The following is a 25353-nucleotide window of genomic DNA, read 5'->3' as shown; positions in this document are numbered from 1 at the left end:
GCGGTCTTGCAGGTCTGTGGGAGCAACTGTCCAGCTCAGCCCTCTGTAGGAGCGGCCTTGTGTCGCGAAAGGGCCGCAAAGCGGCCCCGGCGATCTTGGGCGTACTCAAGATCTTGGGGGCGCTGCGCACCCCTTTCGCGGCACAAGGCCGCTCCTACAGAGGTCTGCGCAAGACCGTTGCTCCTGCAGGATTGATCCTGCAAGTTCTTGGTCTTCTTCCTGCGCATGTACCGTTAGTCGGCTACCATCAATTTCGATGGCGTATCGCCATCTGCGCGCATTGCGTCTTCGCTCGCCCTGTCTAGAGTAAAGATCGGATCCAATCGTGGGTCGTAGTCTGGCTTACAAGAGAAGCAGCATGGATGTCGCTCACACACAAATACCGGACAGCCGGTCGGTTCTGCTGGTCGTAGACGACTATCCGGAAAACCTCATCAGCATGCGGGCGTTGCTCGCCCGTCAGGACTGGCAAGTGTTGACCGCAAGCTCCGGGATGGAAGCCCTGAGCGCGTTGCTCGAACACGAAGTCGACCTGGTGCTGCTCGACGTGCAGATGCCCGAGATGGACGGATTCGAAGTCGCCCGGTTGATGCGCGGCAGCCAGCGCACCCGGCTGACCCCGATCATCTTCCTCACCGCCAACGAACAGTCCGAGGCCGCGGTGCTCAAGGGCTATGCCAGTGGCGCGGTGGACTACCTGTTCAAACCCTTCGACCCGCAGATCCTCAAACCCAAGGTACAGGCCCTGCTCGAGCAGCAGCATAACCGGCGCATGTTGCAGCGCCTGACCCGCGAGCTGGAAGCCGCCAGGGCGTTCAACGGCTCGATCCTGGAAAACGCCGCCGAAGGCATTCTGGTGGTGGACGAGGCCGGCACCATCGGTTTCGCCAACCCCGCAATCTCGCGGCTGCTCGATGCCCCGGTGGACAGGTTGCAAGGTGCCCATGTGCTGGACCTGATCCAGCTGCCTTGCGCCAACCTGTGGCGTGAGTCGGACTTCTACCAGGCCTACCTCGGCCGGCAGATCTTCCGTGTCCACGACGCCCAACTGCGTACGGTGCATGGTCAGTTGGTACCGGTGGCGCTTTCCTGCGCGCCGCTGCCGGTTGAACAAAAGGCCATGGTGGTGACGGTGCTGGACATGTCGGTGGTGCGCAGCCTGCATCAGCAGCTGGAGTACCAGGCGGTAACCGACCCGCTGACCGGGTTGCTCAACCGCCGTGGCTTCTACCAGGCCGCCGAAGGCGCGTTGTTGCGCAACGAGCGCTCGGACAAGGCCCAGGCCCTGATGTACATGGACCTGGACGGCTTCAAGCGGATCAACGACCTGCTGGGCCATGAGGCAGGTGACAAGGTGTTGCGCTGGGTCGGGGAGCAGCTCAAGGATTGCCTGGGCAGTGAAGCGTTGCTGGCGCGCATGGGCGGCGATGAGTTCACGGCGTTGTTCGACGGTTTGCCCTACCCGGAACAGGCCGGGCGTTACGCCGAGCAATTGCTGGAGCGCATGTCGGGCTTGCAGGAGGTGGATGGCCTGGACGTCAGCCTGGGGGTGAGCATCGGCATCGCCACCTACCCGGACTGCGGTGCCACTGTCGAGGGCCTGCTGCGCGCGGCCGACGCCGCGATGTACGCGGCCAAGCAGGCGGGGCGCCAGCAATACCGTTTCTATGACCAGGAACTGAACGGCCGCGCCCGCTCACGGTTGATGCTCGAGGACGGTGTGCGTGCGGCAATCGAGCAGCACGACTTCAACCTGGTCTACCAGCCCCAGGTGGCGTTTGCCGACGGGCGTCTGCGTGGCTTCGAGGCCTTGCTGCGCTGGCAGCACCCCAGCGTCGGCGATGTGCCGCCGGGGTTGTTCATTCCGCTGCTGGAGGAGGCTCGGCTGATCAACCGCCTGGCCAGCTGGATCTATCGCAAGGGCGCGGCCCAGCGAAGAGCGTGGGATGAGCGCTTCGGCACCGGGCTGGTGCTGGGGATCAGCCTGAGCCGCGCGCAGTTCGCCATGCCCGGCCTCCCCGAGGAGCTGGCGCGGGTGATCGACGAATATGGACTCAAGCCCGCGCAACTGGAGGTCGAGGTAGCCGAGACCTCGCTGATGTACAACATCGATGCCGCGGTGAAGCAGGTGCATCGCCTGCGCGCGCTGGGCATCCGCGTGGCGCTGGATGATTTCGGCGCGGGCGACTGTTCGCTGCGCATGCTGCGCGACCTGCCCATCGACACCCTCAAGCTCGACCGCCATCTGGTGGCGCGATTGCCGGATTCGGCGCAGGACATCGCCCTGGTACGCAGCGTCATTGCGCTGTGCGCCGACTACGACATCACGGTGATCGCCGAAGGCGTGGAGACCCAGGCCCAGGCAGAGTGGCTCAAGCGTGCTGGTTGCGCCTATGTACAAGGGTTCCTGGTTGCCCGCCCGATGACGCCTGCCGATGCCGGTGATTTTCCGATGATTTACCCCTGGGGCGCGTGATTGGCTACACTCGCGTCTCCTTGTACCGGCCCGCCTGTCATGACCGTATTATGCTACCTGCAAGCCTACCCGCCGCACCTGCAAGAGCAGGTGCGCCAGCTGATCGCCAGCGATCGCCTGGGTGCCTACCTCGAGCAGCGCTACCCCGGGCAGCATGCGGTGCAGAACGACAAGGCGCTGTACCAGTATGCCCAGGACCTCAAGCAGCAATACCTGCGCAGCGCGCCGCCGCTGGACAAGGTGCTGTTCGACAACCGCCTGGACCTCACCCATCGCGCCCTCGGCCTGAACACCGCCGTTTCGCGGGTGCAGGGCGGCAAGCTCAAGGCCAAGAAAGAGATCCGCGTCGCCGCCCTGTTCAAGGAGGCGGCACCGCAATTCCTGCGCATGATCGTGGTGCACGAACTGGCACACTTGAAAGAGCGCGATCACAACAAGGCGTTCTACCAGCTCTGCCAGCACATGGAGCCGGACTACCATCAACTGGAATTCGACCTGCGCGTCTACCTGACTTATCGGGAGCTGCCAGGCAATACCTGAGGGACAAGCAGCAGATGACCACGGAAGTGAGCAAGACCCGCAGCAGCTTCTACCGCCGCCTGTACGTGGCCTGGCTGATCGACAGCCAGACCGCCACCAGCGTGCCGGCGTTGATGGAGGCCACCGGCATGCCTCGACGCACCGCCCAGGACACCATCGCCGCCTTGGCCGACCTGGATATCGTTTGTGAGTTCGAGCAGCAGAGCGGTGCCCGCAACCATGCCGGGCATTACCGCATTCGCGACTGGGGAGCGATCGACAAGCAGTGGATCATCCAGCACCTGCGCCAGATCAGGGATGTGCTGGGTTACCCGTGAAGGGCCGCCTTGCTGAAAATCCAGAAGCTGGCGCGATCCTTGTGGGAGCGGGCTTGCCCCGCGAACACGGGCGAAGCCCGTGCCACTCACTTCGGTGCCAGCTTCGCGGCTGAAGCCGCTCCCACAGGGTTGATGCTGAGCAATCAACCCTTGCGCATGCCGATGTGGGGAATATCGTCTTCCAGGTATTCCTCGCCCACCGCCACGAAACCATGCCGGGCGTAGTAACCCTGCAGATGCGCCTGCGCCGAGAGGTAAACCGGTGTCCCCGCCCAGCAATGCTCGGCGGCCTCCAGCCCCTTGAGCAGCAACTGATGGCCCAGGCCGCCACCACGTGCATCCGCTGCGGTCACCACACGCCCGATCACCACGTCGCCACCTTGTGACTGCGGGTCGAGCAGGCGCAGGTACGCCACCAGCTTGTCGTCCTGCCAGCCCATCAGGTGCAGGGTGTCGCCGCTCAAATCCTGCCCGTCGACCTCCTGGTAGGCGCAGCGCTGTTCGACCACGAACACCGCCGTGCGCAGCTGCAGGATGGCATAGAGTTGTTCCTTGCCGAGGTCGGTGTGGTGTTTGCAGATCCACTCGATGGACATGGCTGTGAGCTCCTTGGATGAGGCGTCCGATCATCGCAAATCCAGCCGCTCGGGACGAGGCCGCAGTTGCTGCAAATCACGTCGCCAGCGGTTCGGCCAAAATAGAGGCTAAATGACATTATTGTCCGCTGTCGCCGGGGAGCGGCTTGTGTAATCTGCAGGCTCTGTTGCAGTTGAGATCGCCAGATTCAGCGTGTGCCCCCCACTGCGAAAGGATTTGAGCATGCGGCCACTGCTTTGCGTTCTTGGATTACTGGGCATGGTGTGGCTGCTGCCGGCGTCCGCCGAGCAGAAACTGCGCCTGGTGGCCGATACCTGGCCGCCCTTCACCGACAGCGCCATGCCTGGCGGCGGCCTGGCCACCAGCATCGTCACCACCGCGCTGAACCGTGCCGGCTACGTCACGGCCTACGAGGAAGTGCCCTGGGCCAGGGCGTTGATGGGCATCGGCGAGGGGCGCTATGACGTGCTGGTCAACGCCTGGTACAACGACGAACGCACACAGATCGGGCAGTTCTCTGGCGCCTACCTGACCAACCGCATCCGCCTGCTCAAGCGCGAGGGCGAAACCTTCAACTACAAGCGCCAGGCCGACCTCTACCCCTACAGCATCGCCGTAGTGCGCGACTATGCCTATTCCCCGGCCTTCGACAGCGACGAGCGCCTGAACAAGGTGCTGGTGCGCAACTTTTCGTCGGCGGTGCGCATGCTCGCGGCGGGCAGGGTCAACCTGGCGGTGGAGGATGAATACGTGGCGCGCTACAACCTGCAGCGCGAACCGCCTCAGGTGCGTGAAGCGGTGAGTTTCGTCGACCCGCCGCTGGGGGAGAACAGCCTGCATATCCTGGTGAGCCTCAAGCACCCGCAGCACCAGCAGGTCGTCGCACGATTCGAGAAGGCCATCGCGGCGATGAAGGTCGACGGCAGCTACGCCCGCTTGTTACGTCAGCACGGCTTCTGAAAGCTGCGCGGTCCCTGTAGGAGCGGCCTTGCCGGGGCGCCGGACCGGCCGGAAAGGGCCGCAACGCGGCCCCAAGGATTTCAGCGTTGACGCGCCGATTGCTGGGGCCGCTTCGCGGCCCTTTCCGACCGGTCCGGCGCTCCGGCAAGGCCGCTCCTACACGGGCTCGCCTTCCTTGATCAGGTGCCCCGCCAGCGTGCGCAGCGGCCCTAGCTGGCGGCAGATCAGCGCCAGCTGGGTCTGCACCAGGCGCTGATGTTCATCGAGCTCCTCGGGCATCTGCTCCAACGCGTCGGCCAGGGCCTCCTCGGCATCGCTGTGGATCGCCACCGGCAACCGCGCTGCCAGTCCGTTGGCGATCTCATCGAGGCTGGCGGCCAGGGTTCGCCCGGCGCCATCGATCAGTTGCTCGTGCACTTCGGCCGGCAGTGCGGTGTCGCGGTGCGCGCCCAGCCCCGAGAGGTAGCTGAGCAGCGTGTGCGACAGCACCAGGAAACGGAAGCCCACGTCGGCCTCCTTGCGGAAGTGCCCCGGCTCCATGAGCATGTTGGCCAGGGTGGTGGACAGCGCCGCGTCGGCGTTGTGGGCGTTGCGCCGGGCCAGGCGGTAGGCGAGGTCGTCACGCTTGCCGTGGGCGTACTGCTGCATGATCTGGCGCAGGTACTCGCTGGCGCAGGCCAGGGTGTTGCCCAGCACCTTGTTCAGCCGCCGCCCCTGCCAGTCGGGCAGGAACAGGAACACCGCGAGGATGGCGATCAGGCTGCCGACCAGGGTATCGAACAGGCGTGGCAGGAACAGCCCGTAGCCGTCGCCGGTCTGGTTGAAGCAGAACAGCACCATCAGGGTGATGGCCGCTGTGGCCAGGGTGTAGCGGGTGGTGCGGTTGACGAAGAACACCACCCCGGCCACCACCGCGAACGCGGACTGCATCAACGGGTTGGGGAACAGGTCGAACAGCGCCCAGCCCACGGTCAGGCCAATGGCCGTACCGATCATCCGCTGCCCCAGCTTGCGCCGCGTAGCCCCGTAGTTGGGTTGGCAGACGAACAAGGTGGTGAGGATGATCCAGTAGCCCTGTGTCGGGTGGATCAGGTGCACCATGCCGTAGCCCACCGACAGCGCCAGCGACAGGCGCAGCGCGTGGCGGAACAGCAACGAGGTGGGGGTGAGCTGGGTGCGCAGGCGCTTCCAGACGTCCTTGAAGTTACGCGGCGAGCGGTCGAGCAGGCTGCTGTCGCTGGCGTCGGCCAGGCTGTCCGGGTTGCTCGCGGCGCCCAACAGGCGGTCCAGCGTGGCCAGGTTGGCGGCCAGGGCCCGCAGCGAGCGCAGCAGGCTGCGCCAGGCCGGGTTGTTCTGCTCGCGCAGGTGTTCCAGCGAAGCATTCAGGTCTTCCAGCGCCTCGGGGTAGCCGCTGGCGAGCACGAAGGGTTGGCGCAGGCGAATCGACCGGGCCAGTTCCTGGCACGAGGCCCCCTGTTTGCGCAGCAGGCGCTGGCAGCGGAACATCACGTCGCTGTGGAAGAAGGCCTCGGTAAGGGCGTTGTACGGGTAGTGCGAGGCGCTGACCCGCTCGTGGATGTCCTGGGCCAGGAAGTACAGCTTGAGGTAGCGGCTGACCTTGGAGTTGGGTTGGCTGTTGCCCACCCGGTGCAGGATGATTTCCTTGGCGGCGTTGAGCGCGGCCACCACCTTGCCGTTCTGCTTGGCCAGCTCCAGGCGTGTGGCTTCGACGTCGAGGCCACGGATCGGCTCGAACAGGCTGGCCTTGAGCTTGAGGTAGCTGCCCAGCTCGTAGAACAACTTGGCCAGGCTCTGCTGCACCGGCTGGTTGGAGAACAGCGCCTGCCACAGCACCGACAGCAGCCCGTACCAGGCGGCGCCGGCCACCAGTAGCAACGGCTCGTGCCAAAAATCGCTGACTTCGCCGCCGCGCTGGTCGACCCCGATCATGGTGTACACCGACAGGATCAGGGTTGCCGAGGCGATGGCCCCGTAGCGCTCGCCCAGCGCACCCAGCATGGTCAGGCCGAAGGCCGCCAGGGCCAGGGCCACGGCGAAGATCCAGGGGTAGGGGAACAGCAGCTCCACCGACAGGGCGGCGATGGCGAAGCAGCCGAGGGTGACCAGCAGGGCGCTCAGGCGGCCTTGCCAGCCGTCATCGGTTTCGGCCAGGGCGCTGGCGATGATGCCGAGGAACAGCGGGATCAGCAGGCTCATCTCGTTCTGGAACCAGCACCAGGCCATGCTGCCGGTGAGGGCGATGGTTACGCGGATGGCGTAGCTGAACTTGTCTTGGCCCCACAGGCGACGCAAGGAATGGCGGAACGAGCTCGATGACATGTTGGCCCTGGGCTGTGAGCAGATGAATACCTTTCGAGGCCGTCGGGGGCCGCTTTGCGGCCCTTTCGCGACACAAGGCTGCTCCTACAGAGGTACGCGATCTCCTGTAGGAGCGGCCTTGTGCCGCGAAAGGGCTGCACAGCAGCCCCCAAAAAAACGGCACTCCAGCACAGACCAGCAAGAAGCGTTCCGTGCTGCTGAATGGATTCTACTCTACACGAACTGCGCCGCAGCGTTGGCCGAAGCCCAGGCCCACTGGAAGTTGAACCCGCCCAAGTGCCCGCTCACATCCAACACCTCGCCGATGAAATACAACCCTGGGCTCTTCAGCGATTCCATGGTCTTGGACGACACCTCACGGGTGTCCACGCCACCCAGAGTCACCTCGGCGGTGCGATAGCCCTCGGTGCCCGCTGGCACCACCTGCCAGGCCGCCAGTTTGTCGGCGACCTCGGCCAGTTCCGCCGGGGTGTACTGCTTCAGTGGCTTGGATTCGAACCACTGCTCGGCCAGCAGGTTGGCCAGCTTGCGGGTGAACACTTCGCCCAGCACGGTCTTCAGCTCGCTGTTGGGCCGCTCGACCTGCTGGCCCTGCAACCACTCCAGGGCATCACGGTCGGGCAACAGGTTGATCTCGACAGTGTCGCCGGCCTCCCAGAACGACGAAATCTGCAGGATCGCCGGGCCGCTCAGGCCGCGGTGGGTGAACAGCAGGTTCTCGCGGAAGCTGACGCCGTTGCAGCTGGCGGTGCAGTCCAGCGAGGTGCCGGACAGCTCGCTGCACAGTGCCTTGAGCTGGGGCTCGGTGATGGTGAACGGCACCAAGCCGGCGCGGGTCGGCAGCAATTCGTGGCCGAACTGGCGGGCCACCTGATAGCCGAAGCCGGTGGCACCCAGGGTCGGGATCGACAGGCCGCCGGTGGCGATCACCAGCGACTGGCAGGCGAACGGGCCGGCGCTGGTCTGCAGGCGGTAGCCGCCCTCGGTTTTCTCGATCTGTTCGATGCTGGTGTTCATGCGCAGCTCGGCACCGGCCTCGTCGCACTCGGCCAGTAGCATGTCGAGGATGTCGCTGGACTTGTTGTCGCAGAACAGCTGGCCGAGCTTTTTCTCGTGGTACGGCACGCCGTGCTTGCACACCAGCTCGATGAAGTCCCACTGGGTGTAGCGGGCCAGCGCCGACTTGCAGAAGTGCGGGTTGTGCGAGAGGAAGTTGGCCGGCTCGGTGTACATGTTGGTGAAGTTGCAGCGCCCGCCGCCGGACATGAGGATCTTCTTGCCCGGCTTGTTGGCGTGGTCGAGCACCAGCACCCGGCGGCCGCGTTTGGCGGTGAGCTGGGCGCACATCAGGCCGGCGGCGCCGGCGCCGAGGATGATCACGTCGGTGGAGTGCACGGTGTAAACCTATCTGGATTCGTCATGGGAGCGCTGAACCTGTGGGAGCGGGCTTGCCCGCGAATGCGATGGTGCATGCACTGCCCTATTCGCGGGCAAGCCCGCTCCCACAGGGACCTTGCCTGGCTTTAGATAATGCGGACTTTCAGCGCGCGGCCTTTGATCTTGCCGCTGTTCAGGCGTTGCATGGCCTGCTTGGCCACCGCCCGCTCCACCGCCACGAACGCGACGAAGTCGAAGATGGCGATCTTGCCCACCTGCTTTCCCGGCAACCCGGCATCGCCGGTCAGCGCACCGAGGATGTCGCCCGGGCGCAGCTTGTCCTTGCGCCCGGCGCCAATGCACAGGGTGGTCATCGCCGGCAGCAGCGGCTCACCGCCTTTGTTCTTCAGGTTGTCCAGCTGTTCCCAGCGCAGCGGCTGCTTTTGCAGGTCTTCGATGGCCTGGGCGCGGTAGCCCTCGGCCGGGGCCACCAGGCTGATCGCCACGCCTTTTTCACCGGCACGGCCGGTACGGCCGACGCGGTGCACGTGGATCTCGGCGTCGCGCGCCAGCTCAACGTTGATGACCAGGTCCAGGCCGTCGATGTCCAGGCCGCGGGCGGCCACGTCGGTGGCCACCAGCACCGAGCTGCTGCGGTTGGCGAACATGGTCAGCACCTGGTCGCGGTCGCGTTGTTCCAGGTCGCCGTGCAGGGCCTGGGCGACGATGCCTTTGGCGGTCAGGTGGGCGACCACATCCTCGCACTGCTGCTTGGTGAAGCAGAACGCAACGCAGGACTGCGGGCGGTAGTGGCCGAGCACGCGGGTCACCGCTTCCAGGCGCTGTTGCGGGTCGATCTCGATGAAACGCTGTTCGATCTGGCTGTCGCTGTGCAGCGCCTCGACCTTGACCTGCTGCGGCTGGCGCATGAAGGCCTTGGCCAGCTGCTCGATGCCGGCCGGGTAGGTGGCCGAGAACAGCAGGGTCTGGCGGCGCGACGGGGTCTTGCCGATGATGCTGGCGATGGCGTCGAAGAAGCCCATGTCGAGCATGCGGTCGGCTTCGTCGAGCACCAGGGTGTTGAGGCCGTCGAGTACCAGGGTGCCCTTGTCCAGGTGCTGCTGGATGCGCCCCGGAGTGCCGACGATGATGTGCGCGCCGTGCTCCAGCGAGGCGATCTGCGGGCCCAGCGACACGCCGCCGCACAGGGTGAGGATCTTGATGTTGTCCTCGGCGCGGGCCAGGCGGCGCAGCTCCTTGGCGACCTGGTCGGCCAGTTCGCGGGTAGGGCACAGCACCAGCGCCTGGCACCCGAAGTAGCGCGGGTTGATCGGGTTGAGCAGGCCGATGCCGAAGGCGGCGGTCTTGCCGCTGCCGGTCTTGGCCTGGGCGATCAGGTCCTGGCCCTTGAGGATGACCGGCAGGCTCTGGGCCTGGATCGGGGTCATCGAGGCATAGCCCAGGGCGTCCAGGTTGGCCAGCATGGCGGTGGACAGCGGGAGGGTGGCAAAGGCGGTGGTTTCAACGGTCACGAGGCGGGCCTGCGGTGCGAAGCGAAAAATGTCGCACAGTCTACCAGCCTCATGGCCATTCGCCCTACGACTCGACGTGCTCTTCCGGACGACGGGCGCGCCTTCCGTCTGTCGGTGCCAGTTGCAGGAAGATCGCCGCCGCCAGCATGGCCATCACGCCAATGGTCACGAAGGTCAGCTGGAACGCCCCCAGCGTGCTTTCCACGCCTTCGGCGCTGCCCGCCGCGGTAAAGCCTCCGAGCAGCGCACCGGCACAGGCCACGCCCAGGCTCAGCGACAGCTGCGCGACCACCGACAGCAGGCTGTTGCCGCTGCTGGCGCTGGCATCGTCGAGGTCGATCAGGGTCACCGTGTTCATCGCCGTGAACTGCATCGAGTTCACCGCCCCCAGCAATGCCAGCTGCACCAGCAGCAGGGCATAGGGCGTCTGCTCGTCGACCAGCCCCAGGCTGGCCAGCAGGATCCCCAGCAACAGGGTGTTGCCGGTGAGCACGATGCGGTAGCCCAGGCGCTCGATCAGCGGCCGGGCGACCGACTTGGCGAGCATCGCCGCTGCCGCCAGCGGGATCATGCTCATCCCCGCCTGGGCCGGCGAGTAGCCCAGCGCCACTTGCAGCAGCAACGGCACCAGGAAGGGCAGGGCGCCGCTGCCCAGGCGGGCGAACAGGTTGCCAAGGATGCCGATGGCGAAGGTGCGCACGCGGAACAGCGACGGCGAGAACAGCGGCTCGGGGTCGCGCCCGGCACGCAGCCAGTAGGCGGCCAGGCAGGCCATGCCGGCGAACAGCAACAGCATCACCCGCAGGTGTGGCAGGTGCAGTTCGCCCAGGCCCTCCATGGCGATGGTGATCAGTACCATCGCCGCACCGAACAGCAAGAAGCCCGGGCCGTCGAAGCGGGTGCGCTCGGCGCCGCGCAAGTCAGGGATGAATTTCCACACCGCATAGCACCCGAGGGCGCCGACGGGCAGGTTGAGCAGGAAGATCCAGTGCCAGGTGAGGATCTCCACCAGCCAGCCGCCAAGGGTTGGCCCCAGCAGAGGACCGAGCAGGCCGGGGATGGTGATGAAACTCATGATCCGCACCAGCTCGCTACGCGGGTAGGCGCGCAGCACCACCAGCCGCCCGACCGGCAGCATCAGCGCCCCGCCCAGGCCTTGCACCACGCGGGCGAAGATCAGGAAACCGAGGCTGTTGGCCATGGCACACAGCAGCGAGCCGAAGCTGAACAGCAGGATGGCGCTGAAGAAGATGCGCTTGGTGCCGAAGCGGTCGGCGATCCAGCCCGAAGCCGGGATCAGCAGGGCCACGGTGAGCATGTAGGCGATGATCACCCCCTGCATGCGCAGCGGGTCCTCGGCCAGCGAGCGGGCCATGGCCGGCAGCGCGGTGTTGAGGATGGTGCCGTCCAGTGACTGCATGAAGAAGGCGATGGCCACCACCCAGGGGATCCAGCGGGCGGTGACGGGGTCCAGTGGTGCGCGATCGGACATGGTTATCTCAATTCTGCTGTTTGCCTGTGCCGGCCTCATCGCCGGCAAGCCGGCTCCCACAGGGTCAGCGCACGCCGTTCATTGTAGGAGCGGCCTTGTGTCGCGAAAGGGCCGCAAGGCGGCCCCAGTTTTTTGCGTTTCCACCTGTATTCCGGGGCCGCTGCGCAGCCCTTTCGCGACACAAGGCCGCTCCTACAAATGTCGTGCGCTCCATGTGGCAGCTGGCTTGTCGTGGCGACGAACCGCAGCGATGAGGTCAGACCTGCCAATCACAATGTCAGGGTCAACCCTCTGACCAACGCCCCCGGCAGATGACTCGACCCGGTGCTGCGCTGTCCATAAGTGCTGGTCGACAGAATCATCTCGCGCTCGCAGGTCAGGTCTTCCAACTGGCTGCCCAGCAAGGTGTACAAGCTGTCATCGAAACGCATGGTACTCACCGGCCCCTGGATCTGGCCGTTCTCCACCCAGAACGTGGCGAAGCGGGTCAGCCCGGTCATCCGCGCCGCCGGCAGGTCCGAATAGTTCAGGTACCACAGGTTGCTGATGTACAGCCCGGTGCCCAGGCGCTCGAGGATCTGCGCGCTGGGCAGGTTGCCCGGCGCCAGGCTCAGTGCACAGGGCGACTCGTAGCTGTCGGCGCCATTGGCCTCAAGCGTGAACTCGGCGGCGCTGCGGGCGCTGACCAGGCGCTCGCGTGCCTGGCCTTCGCCAATCAGCAGCAGGTCGCAACGCGGCGAGCCTTCGTCGGAGAACGCCGGGCTCAATGAGCCACTGACCTGTTCGCTGAAACTCACCAGCGGGCTCAGTCGTGCATCGCCGTTGTACAGGCGTTGCAGCGAGCTGTTGCCCGTGGCAAGTGCCTGGGCGGAGAAACCACCCCAGCAGAGCATGCCGGCAATCTCGTCCATCGCCGCCGGCGCTAGGTAAGCGCGGTAGCTGCCGGGCTTGAGGGTGATGGCCGGGCGGCCCAGGTGTTCCAGCTGTTCGCGGGCCAGGCGTAGGCGTGCGGCAAAGGCCTCGCCGCTCCAGGTTTGGCCCGCGTAGTTGGCTTTGACCGCCTGGCCGTTGGCGTGGAACAGGCTCCAGTCGAAGTTGAAACTGTTGGCCTGGTGCCAGCCGAAGGCGCCGAACGAGCTGGCGAAGCCGCGGCAGATAGGGCCCGCGGCGTAGATGCCGACCAGATCCAGGTCGCTGGCTTCGCGTTCGACCAAGGCCAGCACTTCATCCAGCTCGGGTAGCGGCTGCTCCAGCAGGCTGTGGCTGTGCCAGGCGCTCTCGTCGAGGCTCAGGTAAGGGTCGACCGGCAGCAGCGGGAGGGTCTGGCGCAGTTGCCCGAGACCGTCATGCAGGCGCTGGCGATCCAGCTCGGCGTCATCCCCCAAGGTGATCTGCTGCTCCGCCTGGCGGCCATCACGGATCAAGCGCAATTGCACGCTGGCTTGGCTGACCAAACCCGCCTGGCGCACCTTGGCATGGTTGAAACGCACGAACTGCGAGTGCTCGGCGCTGTAGCCCAGGGTGAACTGCTCGCCCGCTTGCAGTGCATTGCGCAGGGCGCCGAGCAGGTCTTCGAAACGTTGTTGATAAGTGCTCATCAGGCGTCCCCTCCGAATACGTCGATCTGGCGGAACACGCAGGCCGGCGAGGCGTGGCCGACCCGCACCACCTGGTTGGGTTCGCCCTTGCCGCAGTTGGGCGTGCCAAGCACCTGGAACGTGCTGCGATCGCCGACTGCCGACAGGTTGCGCCAGAACTCGGCGGAGATGCCGCGATAGTTCGGGTTTTTCACCACGCCTTTGAGTTGACCGTTTTCGATCAACTGGCCCCATTCACAGCCGAACTGGAACTTGTTGCGCGCGTCGTCGATGGACCAGGAGCGGTTGGTGCGCATCAAAATGCCGTGCTCGATGCCGCCGACCAGTTGTTCCAGCGACTGGTCGCCGGGCTCGATATTGAGGTTGGCCATGCGGTCGATCGGTGCGCGGTTCCAGCCACAGGCGCGGCTGTTGGCCACGCCGTCCAGGCCCGAGCGCAGTTGCGACAGCGCGCCGCCCAGCGGGCGCACCAGCAAGCCATCGCGGATCAGGAACTGCTTGCTGGCCGGGGTGCCGTCGTCGTCGAAGCTGTAGCTGGCCAGCTCTTCGCCGATGGTCGGGTCGAAGGTCACGTTGAGCAGCTTGGAGCCGTACTGCAAATGGCCGAAGTCGGCGGCTTTGACGAAGCTGGTGCCGGCATAGTTGCGCTCGTCACCGAGGATGCGGTCCATCTCCAGCGGGTGGCCGATGGACTCGTGGATCTGCAGCATCATCTGGTCGGGCATCAGCAGCAGGTCGCGGGTACCGCTGGGCGTATTGGGCGCCAGCAGCAATTGCAGGGCCTCGTCGGCCACGCGGCGGGCTGCGCCCACCAGGCCGCAGCGCTCGATCACCTCGACACTGCCTTGCTGGCCGAAATTGTCGCGGCCCAGGGTGCGGCTCTGGCTGTCCTGGCCGTCACTGGCGGTGACGCCCAGGCCTGGGTAGACGAAGCGTTGGGCGTGGCGCAGCTCGGCGCCAGCGGAATTCAGGTAGGTCTGCTCGACCAGGCTGATGCCCAGGCTGGCCTGCCAGTCCACCAGGCGGCTGTCCTTGGGCACGCTGGCGGACTCTGCGGCCAGCAGGTCCAGGCAGTCGGCGAGGTTGGGCAGGGGCTGGTCGAAGTTGGGTGAGACATGGTCGTGGCGCTCGCTCGGCGCGGGTTGGCCACTGAGGTCGAGCAGGCTGTGGGCCTTGATCCGCCGGGCCAGTGCTTCGGCCTGCTCCAATGCGCGCTGCAGGCCACTTTGCGACAGGTCGGCGGTGGCCGCGTAGGCCTCGACGCCGTTGACCCGAACGGTGAGCATGGCGCCTTCGTCCTGGCTGAAGTGCGGCGGCTCGGTAACGTTGCGGCGAACTGAAAGTGACTGGTGCGATTGCTTGACGTGGCGAAGCGAGAACACTTCGGCCGTGCTGCGCAGCGCGGCGAAGCGCTGGCGCAGCAGGGCGCTGGAATCGAACATGCGGGAACCTCCGGTGCGCGGTGGCTCCCCCTAGAACCACCCCTCGTGCATGCCCAGGCACGTATCGTCGCGGGCCTCGAGCAAAGCGAGGTCATTATGGCAGCCCGGTACTTCCCAGGTGAGGAAATAACGCGCGGCCTGCAGCTTGCCCTGGTAGAAGTCGCGGTCGTTGCCCTTGAGCAGGCCCACTTCGGCATGGATGGCCTGCTCCAGCCAACGCCAGCCGATCACGCAGTGGCCGAAGGCCTTGAGGTACAGCGCCGAGTTGGCCAGGGCCCCGGCGACCTTGCCCTGGGCCAGGTCGCCGAGCAGGGCGAGGGTGACCGCTTGCAGGCGGTTGACCAGTTGCTCCAGCGGCTGGCGCAGGTTGTCCAGGTTGGGGTGATGGCTGGCGCGCTCGCAGGTGCCGGCGATCAGGCGGATCAGCTGCTTGAGCCCGGCCCCACCATTCTGTGCCAGCTTGCGACCCAGCAGGTCGAGGGACTGGATGCCCTCGGTGCCTTCGTGGATCGGGTTCAGGCGGTTGTCGCGGTAGTACTGCTCGACCGGGTATTCGCGGGTGTAGCCGTGGCCGCCGAGGATCTGGATCGCCAGTTCATTGGCCTTGAGGCAGAAGGTCGAGGGCCAGGATTTGACGATGGGCGTGAGCAGGTCGAGCAATTCCTGGGCTTGCTGGCGGATGTTTTCATCCGGCGCAGTGTGGGTGTCGTCGAACAGTCGGGCGGCGTACAGGCCCAGGTCGAAAGCGCCTTCCACATAGGCCTTCTGCGCCAGCAGCATGCGCTTGACGTCGCTGTGCTCGATGATCGGCACCGCCGGGCTGTGCGGGTCCTTGTTGTCCGGCAGGCGGCCTTGCGGGCGCTGGCGGGCGTACTCCAGTGAATACAGGTAGCCGGCGTAACCGAGCATCACCGCGCCCATGCCGACGCCAATACGCGCCTCGTTCATCATCTGGAACATGCAGGCCAGGCCCTGGTGCGGCTGGCCCACCAGGTAGCCCACGCACTGACCGTTGTCGCCGAAGTTCAGCGCGGTGGAGGTGGTGCCGCGCCAGCCCATCTTGTGGAATAGCCCGGCCAGCAGCACATCGTTGCGCGGGCCGAGGCTGCCGTCGGGGTTGACCAGGTACTTGGGCACGATGAACAGCGAGATGCCTTTCACCCCGGCCGGTGCGCCCGGCAGCTTGGCCAGCACCATATGCACGATGTTCTCGGACAATGCGTGGTCGCCGCCGGAGATGAAGATCTTGTTGCCCTTGAGCCGGTAGCTGCCATCGCCGGCAGGCTCGGCGCGGGTGCGGATATCGGCCAGCGAGGAGCCTGCGTGGGGCTCGGTGAGGGCCATGGTGCCGAAGTAGCGGCCCTCGATCATCGGTTGCAGGAACAGACGCTTCTGTTCTTCGCTGCCGAAGCTCTCGATCAGGTTGGCCGCGCCCATGGTCAGGAACGGGTAGGCCGTGGTGCCGGCGTTGGCGGCCTGGAAGTGGGCGAAGCAGGCTTGCGATACCAGGCTGGGCAACTGCATGCCGCCCACTTCGAAATCGCGGTTGGCGTTGAGGAAGCCCGCCTCCAGGAACGCATCCACGGCCGGTTTCACTTCCGGGATCAGTTCGGCGCGGCCGTCCACGTAGCACGGCTCGTTTTCGTCGCCCTTGCGGTTGTGCGGGGCGAAGTATTTCTCGGCGATGGTGCGGGCGGTGGTCAGCGCGGCGTCGAAGGTCTCGCGGCTGTGCTCAGCGAAGCGCGGGCGCTGGGTCAGGGCCTCGGCGTCGAGGACTTCGTACAGTTCGAAGGCGAGGTTGCGGCTGCTGAGGAGTTGCTCGGACATGGCGGCATTCCTGGTTCGGGGTGCGGCGAGTCTAGGTTGGGTGGCAGCGGGTGGGACAGGTTAATTGGTCTGGGTGATATGGCTCCAGAAGGAGCGCTGAAAAAGGTGCCATGTATTTGATATGCGTTGACTTATCGCTAATAGCATCCGGGTACGTGCCGGCTCGCCTGACAGCGATTTTCAGGTGGGCATTAAGCTAAGAACAGCATGCCGTCTGATTTTAGGGGCCGAAAAAAACCTTTGATGCAGCTGACATCACGTACACAGAGCTGAATGTGCGTCTCCTGTCGGAAGGAGGTGCCGGGGTAGAGTTCGGGGCCTTCCAGAAAAGGAGAACGGATGGATTGATAGGGCTCTAACTCAACAAGCTCTCGGGCTGTGTGAAGGAGTTGGAAAACAGCGCAGTCCAAGTACCGCTTGAGGTTGTCCATATCGCCTGGGAAGCCCCGCGCGTTTTCAGGAATTACGTCACCTTTATCGATCAACAATTGGTAGGCGACACCAAGCTCTTGTAGTGCGCCTTCGTCCGTGAGGTTCAGACACATACCGAGGTTGATGACAGCGCCAATTACGTAGGGGCTTTTTATACTTCCTTGGCCGCGCTTATGTTCCTTCAGGCGTTGGGCATAACTAAGCGCTCGGTCGGGGCTGTTTTCCCAGAAATACGCGCCCTCACCGAGCCAGTCGTAAGCATTGACACTGGGTGAAATGGGTTCGCCTGCGAGGATGGCTTCGCCTACCTCGCGATCACAGCCATGGAAACCGAGAACGAATGAGGGAAGGAATTGATACATCTAGCGGTACGGAGCCTTAAGTTCACCTTCTTCAGTGAAAACCCCGGTTTTTACCCAGAACGCCCTGGCTTCGTCGGGGTTACGTGACAGAATCTGTGCGAGCTGACGAATGCGCTGGACTGCCTCGATGTGTGGGTTGTCGGCCCTCGACCTGTTCAATGCCTTTGTACTCATGTTGACCCCCCTTGACTCCGTGTTGGTGGAAGTGGCTCGGGCGAGTTTAGAGCGGATTGGTCCTGGGTGTCAGGACGTCATGCTATCTATTAGGTTGGCATTTGATTGCGATTTGTGTGCACTTTCTCAGCTTTTCCCTATTGCTTGTAGTCCGTTTCCCAAACAAGCTTCTGGCCTCATTCAAGCCATTGCGGTGCTCTGGGTTGCTCTCTAGTCTCGGGCGGTCGCTGCGAAAACAGTGACCGGCTTTGACAGGCCGACTTAGGTTCATTCTCATGGCTGGCTTTTATGGCGGCTGTACGTGGGGCACTTCGTGTGCGCCGGGTTTTGGGATGCCTACCGGTCTGTCAACCCATGTACAGCTGCCACCTTCTTGTTTGACAGCAGGCGTGTTGCGGCCCTATCCAGGTACCCCAAAATGCTGAAGATCGTCCCCGATCCACCCCACAATCATCATTCCCTTGAAGACACCCTGATCCAGGCCACCGAGTACGCCTTGTGCGCGGTGACCGTGGCCCATCAGGCGGTGTTGTTGCAGCCCAGGTCACCGGCTTCGATCCTGATGCTGGCATCAATGCATGAGATCGAGTCGCTGCGGGTGTTGCTCGAATCGGCGTTGATCCAGGTGCAGATGCCGGCCCAGGCAGGGGCGTTGCACTAGGCCGTTAGGCTTGTGTTGTTCCGGCGGGCCTCATCGCCGGCAAGCCGGCTCCCACAGGTAGGGCGTACACCAAACTTTGTGGGAGCTGGCTTGTCGTGGCGACGAACCGCAGCGATGAGGGCCTCACAGGCGCCGTATAACTTCAGGGGATAAAGCAATGACCATAGAAGACACCACCCCCAAAACCACCGTGGGCAAGACCAAGTTCTACCAAGGCGAGGGCATGACCGCCCCGCTGTTTTGCATCGAACCCGGCATCCCTTGCCAGCATGCGCGTGACCAGGCTTCGGAGTTGATGGGCTGCGTACGCGACCTGACCATCACCGGGATCATGGAAGAGAAGCCGCAGTTGCTTTGGGCCTCTTATTACTTGAGCGCGTTGGCCAAGGCGCTGATGGACGATGCCGAACTGGGCATGGGGCGTTGACGCCCCATAAGGACATCGCGGGGCAACCCCGCTCCCACGCCACTGGGTACTGCCGCGGGAGTGGGGCTGTCTTGAAATCGCGCCAAGCGCCGGTTTGGGACACCTCCTACATGACGGCCGGAGTTAACGCTGTTCTGCCGCTGCGGAAATTTCGGTTCCATATCCACCTTTCCCAGCGGCGATCAGTGCTCCAAATTGTTTCAGGGCTCGACCTTGCGAGTTGTACGTAAGTTTGTACAATGTTTGGCAGGCAGGTCGCACAGCACCGACCTGCCATCAAGGCTTGTTGGCCCCCGAGAACTGATCCAGGCGGTACCTGGAAAGGAAAGAAAAATGCATGTACTGACGTTCAGCCAGGCACGCGCCGACCTGAAGCAGACAATGGACGACGTATGCCGGGACCATGAGCCGGCTGTCATCACACGTCAGCGTGGTGAACCGGTGGTGATGATTTCGCTCGAGGACTACAACGGCATGCGCGAGACCATGTACCTGCTGGAGTCGTCCGCGAACGCCAAGCGTCTTCGCGCTTCCATTGCTCAGCTCCGGGCTGGTAAGGCCGTTACCCAGGAACTGGCACTCGATGAATGTGAAAGCCAAGCAACGAAACAAGACTGAGGCGCGAAGCACCACAAGCGTGGCCTTCACTACTGAGGGTTGGGAAGACTACGGTTACTGGCGAAACAGTGATGTCGCTATCTTCCAGCGCATCAACACAATGATCTGTGAGTGTCTGCGCAGCCCTTTCAAAGGCACCGGCAAGCCAGAGCCGCTCAAAGGCGACTTGTCAGGTTTCTGGTCTCGCCGTATCACTCGCGAACACCGATTGGTCTACTTCTACGAAGTGGGAACCCTGACCATCCTGCAGTGCCGTTACCACTACGACGATTAGGCCTAGCGCCCACACAAAAGGAGAGCCGAAGCTCTCCTTTTTCATTCACACCGTCAGCGTCAGCCGATGGTCATCAAGCTGGCGTTACCGCCGGCAGCAGCGGTGTTCACACTCACCGCCCGCTCGATCACCAGGCGCTCCAGGGCGATCTGGTGATCGCCGCTGGACAGCCCATGCACACCAACGATCGCACCGGCGCGCTTGGCCACCTGCTCACAGATAGCGCGCAGCTGGTCCGAATGGCCGTGGTGGATCACCGCGTCGAACGCCACGTCATCCTGGCTCCAGTCGGATACCAGCTTGATCTTGCCTTGCAGCTCCTTCGGCAGGCGACCACGCAGGCCTTTGCCCGGCTCGCCGTCCTGGAACACTGCCGAGCTGCCCACCGCCAGCACCGCTGCGAACTGCGCCAGCAGGTCGGCTTCGTTGTCGGCCAGGCACAGCACGTGTTCACGGGGCAGCACGCTGTAGCTGTTGCGCTCGCCGGTCGGGCCAGGCAGTACACGGGTGATACCGCTCTGAGTCTGCTCGGCGAATTGCTCGCACAGCGCGGCCAGGTCGCTTTGCTGGCTGCCGGCCGCCCAGGTCTTGAGGGTGGTCAGCGGCTTGAGCTGCTGGTCGCGCAGGCTGGTGTCGGCCTGGCTGCGTGCATCGTCGGCCTGGAAGTGGCGGGCGATGGCGTCGGCCGGGCGGGTCGACAGCAGGCGGTACAGGTACAGCGGGCCGCCAGCTTTCGGACCGGTGCCGGACAGGCCTTCACCACCGAACGGCTGCACACCGACCACGGCGCCAACGATGTTGCGGTTGACGTACATGTTGCCGGCGTTGACGTTGCCCACCACCTTGGCGATGGTCTCGTCGATGCGGGTGTGCACGCCCAGGGTCAGGCCGTAGCCGGAAGCATTGATCTGCTCGATCAGCTGGTCCAGGTCGTTGCGGTTGTAGCGCACCACGTGCAGCACTGGGCCGAAGATCTCGCGCTGCAGCTCGTCGAAGCTTTCCAGCTCGATCAGGGTCGGCATCACGAAGGTGCCGCGCTTGATCTCTTCACCTTCGGCGATGGCGACTTGATAGACCGTACGGCCTTTGTCGCGCATGCCCTGGATGTGCTTCTCGATGCCAGCCTTGGCTTCGGCGTCGATCACCGGGCCGATGTCCACGGACAGGCGCTCCGGGTTGCCCAGGCGGCTTTCGGCCATGGCGCCCTTGAGCATTTCGATCACGCGGTCGGCGGAGTCTTCTTGCAGGCACAGCACACGCAGGGCCGAGCAACGCTGGCCGGCGCTGTCGAACGCGGAGGAGACCACATCGATCACCACCTGCTCGGTGAGGGCCGAGGAGTCGACGATCATGGCGTTCTGGCCACCGGTTTCGGCGATCAGCGGGATCGGGCGGCCTTGGTTGTCCAGACGGCCGGCGATGTTGCGTTGCAGCAGGCGGGCAACTTCGGTGGAGCCGGTGAACATCACGCCCTTGACGCGTTCGTCACCGACCAGGCCGGCACCGACGGTTTCGCCCTGGCCTGGCAGCAGTTGCAGCACGCCTTCAGGGATACCGGCTTCGAGCATCAGGCGTACGGCCTGGGCGGCGATCAGCGGGGTCTGTTCGGCGGGCTTGGCTAGTACCGGGTTGCCGGCGGCCAGCGCTGCGGCCACCTGGCCGGAGAAGATCGCCAGCGGGAAGTTCCACGGGCTGATGCACACCACCGGGCCCAGTGGGCGGCAGTTGTCGTTGCGCAGGTCGTTGCGTGCCTGCACCGCGTAGTAGCGCAGGAAGTCCACGGCCTCGCGCACTTCGGCGATGGCGTTGGCGAAGGTCTTGCCGGCTTCGCGCACCAGCAGGCCCATCAGCGGCTGGATATCGGCTTCCATCAGGTCGGCGGCGCGTTCCAGGATCGCGGCGCGCTCGGCTGGCGGGGTGGCCTGCCAGATCGGTGCGGCGTTGAGCGCGCACTGGATGGCGTTGTCGACGTCGGCGACGGTGGCTTCCTGCACATGGCCGACCACATCGCGATGATCCGACGGGTTCAGCACCGGCACGGCAGCCTGTTCGCTGGCGGCGCAGGCCAGCAGCGGGGCGGCTTTCCAGTCGTTGTGGGCGGTGGCCAGCAGGGCGCAGGACAGCGACGCCAGGCGGTGTTCGTTGGCCATGTCGATGCCGGCCGAGTTGGCCCGCTCGTTGCCATACAGCTCACGCGGCATCGGGATGCGCGGGTGCGGCAGGCCGATGCTGCCTTCCTGGGTGCCCATGCGCTCGATGCTGACGACCGGGTCGGCGACCAGTTCCTGGATCGAGATCGAGTGGTCGGCGATGCGGTTGACGAACGAGGTGTTGGCGCCGTTTTCCAGCAGGCGGCGTACCAGGTAGGCCAGCAGGGTTTCGTGGGTGCCGACCGGGGCGTACACGCGGCACGGACGATTCAGCTTGCCTTCGGAAACCTTGCCTACAACCTGCTCGTACAGTGGCTCGCCCATGCCGTGCAGGCACTGGAACTCGTACTGGCCCGGGTAGTAGTTCTGCCCGGCGATGGTGTAGATGGCCGACAGGGTGTGGGCGTTGTGGGTGGCGAACTGCGGGTAGATGGCTTCCGGGACCGCCAGCAGCTTGCGGGCACAGGCGACGTAGGAAACGTCGGTGTACACCTTGCGGGTGTACACCGGGTAGCCTTCCAGGCCTTCGACCTGGGCGCGCTTGATCTCGCTGTCCCAGTACGCGCCTTTTACCAGGCGGATCATGAGGCGGTGGCGGCTGCGCTTGGCCAGGTCGATGACGTAGTCGATCACGTACGGGCAGCGCTTCTGGTAGGCCTGGATGACGAAGCCGATGCCGTTCCAGCCGGCCAGCGATGGCTCGAAGCACAGGCGCTCGAGCAGGTCCAGCGACAGCTCCAGGCGGTCGGCCTCTTCGGCGTCGATGTTCAGGCCGATGTCGTACTGCTTGGCCAGCAGCGTGAGCGACAGCAGGCGCGGGTACAGCTCGCTCATCACGCGCTCGTACTGGGCGCGGCTGTAGCGCGGGTGCAGGGCCGAGAGCTTGATCGAGATGCCCGGGCCTTCATAGATGCCGCGGCCGTGCGACGCTTTGCCGATCGAGTGGATCGCCTGCTCGTAGGAGGCCAGGTATTTCTGCGCGTCGTGCTCGGTCAGCGCGGCTTCGCCGAGCATGTCGTAGCTGTAGCGGAAGCCCTTGGCTTCGAACTTGCTGGCGTTGGCCAGGGCTTCGGCGATTGTTTCACCGGTGACGAACTGCTCGCCCATCAGGCGCATGGCCATGTCGACGCCCTTGCGGATCATCGGCTCGCCGCTCTTGCCGATGATGCGGGTGAGCGAGGAGGTCAGGCCGGATTCGTTGTGGGTGCTGACCAGCTTGCCGGTCAGCAGCAGGCCCCAGGTGGCGGCGTTGACGAACAGCGACGGGCTGTTGCCCAGGTGCGGCTGCCAGTTGCCGGTGCTGATCTTGTCGCGGATCAGCGCGTCACGGGTGCCTTTGTCGGGGATGCGCAGCAGGGCTTCGGCCAGGCACATCAATGCCACGCCTTCTTGCGAGGACAGCGAGAACTCCTGCAGCAGGCCCTGGACGATGCCGGCACGGCCGCCGGCGCTCTTCTGGTTGCGCAGCTTGTCGGCCAGGCTTGCGGCCAACTTGTTGGTGGCCTCGGCCTGGGCGGCAGGCAGGCGCGCCTGCTCCAGCAGCATCGGCACCACTTCCTGCTCGGGGCGGCGGTACGCGGCGGTGATCGCCGAGCGCAGCACCGACTGCGGCAGGATGCTTTCGGCGAACTCCAGGAAGCACTGGTGGGCGTGGTCGGTCGGGGCTTCGCCGGCGTCGTCGCCGGTCGCGGCCGGGTGGCCGTTGAGGTCGTTCAGGGTGGCGCCACCCTCGAGCTTCTCGAGATAGTTGAAGATCGCTTGCTTGATCAACCAGTGCGGCGTGCGGTCGATGGACTGCGCAGCTGCTTTGAGTCGCTCACGGGTCGGGTCGTCGAGTTTGACCCCAAGGGTGGTAGTCGCCATTTCTTGTCCTCGTTATTGGCCACGAATGTGGCCTAAGCTGGAGGCAAGATTAGCCTGTAGGACAATTCGGGTGCAACCGGGTGCAACCCGAAAATTAGCGGGTTAAGGTGCAACTCGTCTGAAGGAAGTTTCCACGGACTAAAAAGGAAGGTTCTTGGTGCGTTTTCTTCTGGAAAGCAGCATGTTTGCTCCGAAAAGGAGCAAAAAAGCGGTTCTGTCCGAAAATACATGGCCGGGTGCAACTTGCAAATGAAAAATGGTTGCACCTCGTTCACGTTGTTGCATAGGATGCGCCGCCTGGGTGCAACCATCGTCGCGCACGGTGGTTGCAAGAGATAAAAACAACGCCAGGGCACAACTCATGGGCAATCCACTAACGATCACCTTCGTGATCTACATTGCGGCAATGGTGCTGATCGGCTTCGCCGCCTATCGCTCCACCAAGAACCTTTCCGACTACATTCTCGGCGGCCGTAGCCTCGGCAGCGTGGTCACCGCGCTTTCCGCCGGCGCATCGGACATGAGCGGCTGGCTGTTGATGGGCCTGCCGGGCGCCATCTACTTCGCGGGCCTTTCCGAGGCCTGGATCGCCATCGGCCTGACCGTCGGCGCCTACCTGAACTGGCTGTTCGTCGCCGGACGTCTGCGTGTGCAGACCGAGCACAACGGTGACGCCCTGACGCTGCCGGACTACTTCTCCAGCCGCTTCGAAGACCAGACCGGCCTGCTGCGGATCATTTCCGCCATCGTGATCCTGGTGTTCTTCACCATCTACTGCGCCTCCGGCATCGTCGCCGGCGCCCGCCTGTTCGAAAGCACCTTCGGCATGCCGTACGAGACTGCCCTGTGGGCCGGTGCTGCCGCGACCATCGCCTACACCTTCGTCGGTGGTTTCCTGGCGGTGAGCTGGACCGATACCGTGCAGGCCTCGCTGATGATCTTCGCGCTGATCCTCACCCCGATCATCGTGCTGATCTCCACCGGTGGCTTCGACACCACCTTCCTCGCCATCGAGGCGGTGAACCCGGCGCACTTCGACATGTTCAAGGGCGCGACCTTCATCGGCATCATCTCGCTGATGGGCTGGGGCCTGGGCTACTTCGGCCAGCCGCACATCCTGGCGCGCTTCATGGCCGCCGATTCGGTCAAGTCGATCGCCAACGCCCGCCGCATCTCCATGACCTGGATGATCCTGTGCCTGGCCGGTACCTGCGCCGTGGGCTTCTTCGGCATCGCTTACTTCTCGGCGCACCCGGACCTCGCCGGCCCGGTCACCGAGAACCATGAGCGGGTGTTCATCGAACTGGCCAAGATCCTGTTCAACCCGTGGATCGCCGGTGTGCTGCTGTCGGCCATCCTGGCCGCGGTAATGAGCACCCTGAGCTGCCAGCTGCTGGTGTGCTCCAGCGCCCTGACCGAAGACTTCTACAAGTCGTTCCTGCGCAAGAACGCTTCTCAGACTGAGCTGGTCTGGGTCGGCCGCCTGATGGTGCTGGCCGTTGCGCTGATCGCCATTGCCATGGCTGCCAACCCCGAGAACCGTGTGCTGGGCCTGGTGGCCTACGCCTGGGCCGGCTTCGGTGCCGCCTTCGGCCCGGTGGTGCTGATCTCGGTACTGTGGAAGGGCATGACCCGCAACGGCGCCCTGGCCGGTATCGTGGTCGGTGCGCTGACCGTGATCCTGTGGAAGAACTACGTCGGCCTGGGCCTGTACGAGATCATCCCGGGCTTCCTGTTCGCCAGCATCGCGATCCTGGTGGTGAGCAAGCTGGGCAGCCCGTCGAACAGCATGGTTTCGCGTTTTGAAACCGCTGATGCGCAGTATCACGCCGACAAGTAACACCTGCTGAATCGGCGTTGTCCCTATCGCGGGGCAAGCCCGCTCCCACGCAGT

At 64.5% G+C, this 25353-nt stretch carries 20 protein-coding genes; 9 read left to right on the top strand and 11 right to left on the bottom strand.

Translation table 11 applies throughout. The annotated features are described in order from the left end of the window. Positions 1 to 358 precede the first annotated feature (358 nt). From IX761_RS11895 to IX761_RS11885, 3 genes are read left to right on the top strand one after another with little or no spacing between them, the layout of a single operon-like run. Entirely contained in the window at positions 359 to 2476 is a 2118-nt protein-coding gene (locus IX761_RS11895) for a putative bifunctional diguanylate cyclase/phosphodiesterase (RefSeq protein WP_194789784.1), read from the top strand. 39 nt (positions 2477 to 2515) lie between these two features. Next, entirely contained in the window at positions 2516 to 3016 is a 501-nt protein-coding gene (locus IX761_RS11890; protein ID WP_194789783.1) for a M48 family metallopeptidase, read from the top strand. A 14-nt stretch (positions 3017 to 3030) separates the two neighbouring features. Beyond that, positions 3031 to 3333 (top strand): winged helix-turn-helix domain-containing protein, encoded by a 303-nt coding sequence (locus IX761_RS11885; RefSeq protein ID WP_110994181.1) that lies wholly within the window; start codon positions 3031 to 3033, stop codon positions 3331 to 3333. Between the two features lie 143 nt (positions 3334 to 3476). Here IX761_RS11885 and IX761_RS11880 read toward each other — a convergent pair whose 3' ends face one another. Then, a complete protein-coding gene (locus IX761_RS11880) occupies positions 3477 to 3929 on the bottom strand; it encodes a GNAT family N-acetyltransferase (protein WP_194789782.1) in 453 nt (150 codons plus the stop codon). Between the two features lie 223 nt (positions 3930 to 4152). Between IX761_RS11880 and IX761_RS11875 the strand changes: the two genes are divergently transcribed. Continuing rightward, the gene (locus IX761_RS11875) at positions 4153 to 4890 is read left to right on the top strand and encodes a substrate-binding periplasmic protein (RefSeq protein ID WP_194789781.1); all 738 of its coding nucleotides are present in this window, start codon (positions 4153 to 4155) and stop codon (positions 4888 to 4890) included. A 156-nt stretch (positions 4891 to 5046) separates the two neighbouring features. Here the strand turns inward: IX761_RS11875 and yccS are convergent, their stop codons facing one another. The 8 genes from yccS to IX761_RS11835 form a co-directional block, all read right to left on the bottom strand. Continuing rightward, on the bottom strand, positions 5047 to 7230 hold the full coding sequence (gene yccS / locus IX761_RS11870; RefSeq protein ID WP_194789780.1) for a YccS family putative transporter: 2184 nt from the start codon (positions 7228 to 7230) through the stop codon (positions 5047 to 5049). Positions 7231 to 7443: 213 nt separating this feature from the next. Next, the gene (locus IX761_RS11865) at positions 7444 to 8625 is read right to left on the bottom strand and encodes an NAD(P)/FAD-dependent oxidoreductase (protein WP_194789779.1); all 1182 of its coding nucleotides are present in this window, start codon (positions 8623 to 8625) and stop codon (positions 7444 to 7446) included. A gap of 128 nt (positions 8626 to 8753) precedes the next feature. Further along, entirely contained in the window at positions 8754 to 10091 is a 1338-nt protein-coding gene (gene dbpA / locus IX761_RS11860; protein ID WP_267241130.1) for an ATP-dependent RNA helicase DbpA, read from the bottom strand. Between the two features lie 112 nt (positions 10092 to 10203). Then, a complete protein-coding gene (mdtD, locus tag IX761_RS11855) occupies positions 10204 to 11631 on the bottom strand; it encodes a multidrug transporter subunit MdtD (RefSeq protein WP_194789777.1) in 1428 nt (475 codons plus the stop codon). A gap of 269 nt (positions 11632 to 11900) precedes the next feature. Continuing rightward, entirely contained in the window at positions 11901 to 13229 is a 1329-nt protein-coding gene (locus IX761_RS11850; RefSeq protein ID WP_194789776.1) for a TldD/PmbA family protein, read from the bottom strand. After that, positions 13229 to 14671 (bottom strand): TldD/PmbA family protein, encoded by a 1443-nt coding sequence (locus IX761_RS11845; protein WP_194789775.1) that lies wholly within the window; start codon positions 14669 to 14671, stop codon positions 13229 to 13231. Before IX761_RS11845 ends, IX761_RS11850 begins: the two co-directional genes overlap by 1 nt. 30 nt (positions 14672 to 14701) lie before the next feature. After that, the gene (locus IX761_RS11840) at positions 14702 to 16498 is read right to left on the bottom strand and encodes an acyl-CoA dehydrogenase (protein ID WP_194789774.1); all 1797 of its coding nucleotides are present in this window, start codon (positions 16496 to 16498) and stop codon (positions 14702 to 14704) included. Positions 16499 to 16689: 191 nt separating this feature from the next. Beyond that, positions 16690 to 17292 (bottom strand): hypothetical protein, encoded by a 603-nt coding sequence (locus IX761_RS11835; RefSeq protein WP_194789773.1) that lies wholly within the window; start codon positions 17290 to 17292, stop codon positions 16690 to 16692. A 592-nt stretch (positions 17293 to 17884) separates the two neighbouring features. Between IX761_RS11835 and IX761_RS11830 the strand changes: the two genes are divergently transcribed. The 4 genes from IX761_RS11830 to IX761_RS11815 all read left to right on the top strand — a co-directional run bounded on the left by IX761_RS11830 (position 17885) and on the right by IX761_RS11815 (position 19446). Then, positions 17885 to 18127, top strand: a complete 243-nt coding sequence (locus IX761_RS11830) for a hypothetical protein (protein ID WP_194789772.1) — start codon at positions 17885 to 17887, stop codon at positions 18125 to 18127. A 157-nt stretch (positions 18128 to 18284) separates the two neighbouring features. After that, positions 18285 to 18554: a DUF3077 domain-containing protein gene (locus tag IX761_RS11825; protein WP_194789771.1), complete on the top strand. Its 270-nt coding sequence runs from the start codon at positions 18285 to 18287 to the stop codon at positions 18552 to 18554. Positions 18555 to 18887: 333 nt separating this feature from the next. Beyond that, positions 18888 to 19172 carry a type II toxin-antitoxin system Phd/YefM family antitoxin gene (locus IX761_RS11820; protein ID WP_023630627.1) on the top strand — a complete coding sequence of 95 codons (285 nt, stop codon included), beginning with the start codon at positions 18888 to 18890 and terminating at the stop codon, positions 19170 to 19172. Further along, positions 19138 to 19446 (top strand): Txe/YoeB family addiction module toxin, encoded by a 309-nt coding sequence (locus tag IX761_RS11815; protein WP_194789770.1) that lies wholly within the window; start codon positions 19138 to 19140, stop codon positions 19444 to 19446. Before IX761_RS11820 ends, IX761_RS11815 begins: the two co-directional genes overlap by 35 nt. A gap of 59 nt (positions 19447 to 19505) precedes the next feature. On the opposite strand, the gene putA is transcribed toward IX761_RS11815, so the two are convergent. Together putA and IX761_RS11805 are read right to left on the bottom strand one after the other, a co-directional pair. Next, entirely contained in the window at positions 19506 to 23459 is a 3954-nt protein-coding gene (putA, locus tag IX761_RS11810; protein ID WP_194789769.1) for a trifunctional transcriptional regulator/proline dehydrogenase/L-glutamate gamma-semialdehyde dehydrogenase, read from the bottom strand. A 138-nt stretch (positions 23460 to 23597) separates the two neighbouring features. Next, complete coding sequence (locus IX761_RS11805; RefSeq protein ID WP_194789768.1) at positions 23598 to 23822, bottom strand: hypothetical protein; 225 nt, start codon at positions 23820 to 23822, stop codon at positions 23598 to 23600. Here IX761_RS11805 and putP point away from each other — a divergent pair. After that, a complete protein-coding gene (putP, locus tag IX761_RS11800) occupies positions 23821 to 25299 on the top strand; it encodes a sodium/proline symporter PutP (RefSeq protein WP_194789767.1) in 1479 nt (492 codons plus the stop codon). The two genes, IX761_RS11805 and putP, sit on opposite strands and share 2 nt — an antisense overlap. Positions 25300 to 25353: the final 54 nt, after the last annotated feature.

Source organism: Pseudomonas sp. UFMG81 (assembly GCF_015354575.1).
Taxonomy (GTDB): Bacteria; Pseudomonadota; Gammaproteobacteria; order Pseudomonadales; family Pseudomonadaceae; genus Aquipseudomonas.
The sequence above is the reverse complement of the archived record's forward strand: the minus strand, read 5'-3'. Positions and strand labels throughout refer to the sequence as shown.

What these genes read in the sequence shown, in the direction of transcription:
- IX761_RS11895 (WP_194789784.1), top strand. Translation starts at nt 359, where the DNA reads ATGGATGTCGCTCACACACAAATACCGGACAGCCGGTCGGTTCTGCTG.
- IX761_RS11890 (WP_194789783.1), top strand. Translation starts at nt 2,516, where the DNA reads ATGACCGTATTATGCTACCTGCAAGCCTACCCGCCGCACCTGCAAGAG.
- IX761_RS11885 (WP_110994181.1), top strand. Translation starts at nt 3,031, where the DNA reads ATGACCACGGAAGTGAGCAAGACCCGCAGCAGCTTCTACCGCCGCCTG.
- IX761_RS11880 (WP_194789782.1), bottom strand. Translation starts at nt 3,929, where the DNA reads ATGTCCATCGAGTGGATCTGCAAACACCACACCGACCTCGGCAAGGAA.
- IX761_RS11875 (WP_194789781.1), top strand. Translation starts at nt 4,153, where the DNA reads ATGCGGCCACTGCTTTGCGTTCTTGGATTACTGGGCATGGTGTGGCTG.
- yccS (WP_194789780.1), bottom strand. Translation starts at nt 7,230, where the DNA reads ATGTCATCGAGCTCGTTCCGCCATTCCTTGCGTCGCCTGTGGGGCCAA.
- dbpA (WP_267241130.1), bottom strand. Translation starts at nt 10,091, where the DNA reads ATGCTGGCCAACCTGGACGCCCTGGGCTATGCCTCGATGACCCCGATC.
- mdtD (WP_194789777.1), bottom strand. Translation starts at nt 11,631, where the DNA reads ATGTCCGATCGCGCACCACTGGACCCCGTCACCGCCCGCTGGATCCCC.
- IX761_RS11850 (WP_194789776.1), bottom strand. Translation starts at nt 13,229, where the DNA reads ATGAGCACTTATCAACAACGTTTCGAAGACCTGCTCGGCGCCCTGCGC.
- IX761_RS11845 (WP_194789775.1), bottom strand. Translation starts at nt 14,671, where the DNA reads ATGTTCGATTCCAGCGCCCTGCTGCGCCAGCGCTTCGCCGCGCTGCGC.
- IX761_RS11840 (WP_194789774.1), bottom strand. Translation starts at nt 16,498, where the DNA reads ATGTCCGAGCAACTCCTCAGCAGCCGCAACCTCGCCTTCGAACTGTAC.
- IX761_RS11835 (WP_194789773.1), bottom strand. Translation starts at nt 17,292, where the DNA reads ATGTATCAATTCCTTCCCTCATTCGTTCTCGGTTTCCATGGCTGTGAT.
- IX761_RS11830 (WP_194789772.1), top strand. Translation starts at nt 17,885, where the DNA reads ATGCTGAAGATCGTCCCCGATCCACCCCACAATCATCATTCCCTTGAA.
- IX761_RS11825 (WP_194789771.1), top strand. Translation starts at nt 18,285, where the DNA reads ATGACCATAGAAGACACCACCCCCAAAACCACCGTGGGCAAGACCAAG.
- IX761_RS11820 (WP_023630627.1), top strand. Translation starts at nt 18,888, where the DNA reads ATGCATGTACTGACGTTCAGCCAGGCACGCGCCGACCTGAAGCAGACA.
- IX761_RS11815 (WP_194789770.1), top strand. Translation starts at nt 19,138, where the DNA reads ATGAATGTGAAAGCCAAGCAACGAAACAAGACTGAGGCGCGAAGCACC.
- putA (WP_194789769.1), bottom strand. Translation starts at nt 23,459, where the DNA reads ATGGCGACTACCACCCTTGGGGTCAAACTCGACGACCCGACCCGTGAG.
- putP (WP_194789767.1), top strand. Translation starts at nt 23,821, where the DNA reads ATGGGCAATCCACTAACGATCACCTTCGTGATCTACATTGCGGCAATG.
- IX761_RS11805 (WP_194789768.1), bottom strand. Translation starts at nt 23,822, where the DNA reads ATGAGTTGTGCCCTGGCGTTGTTTTTATCTCTTGCAACCACCGTGCGC.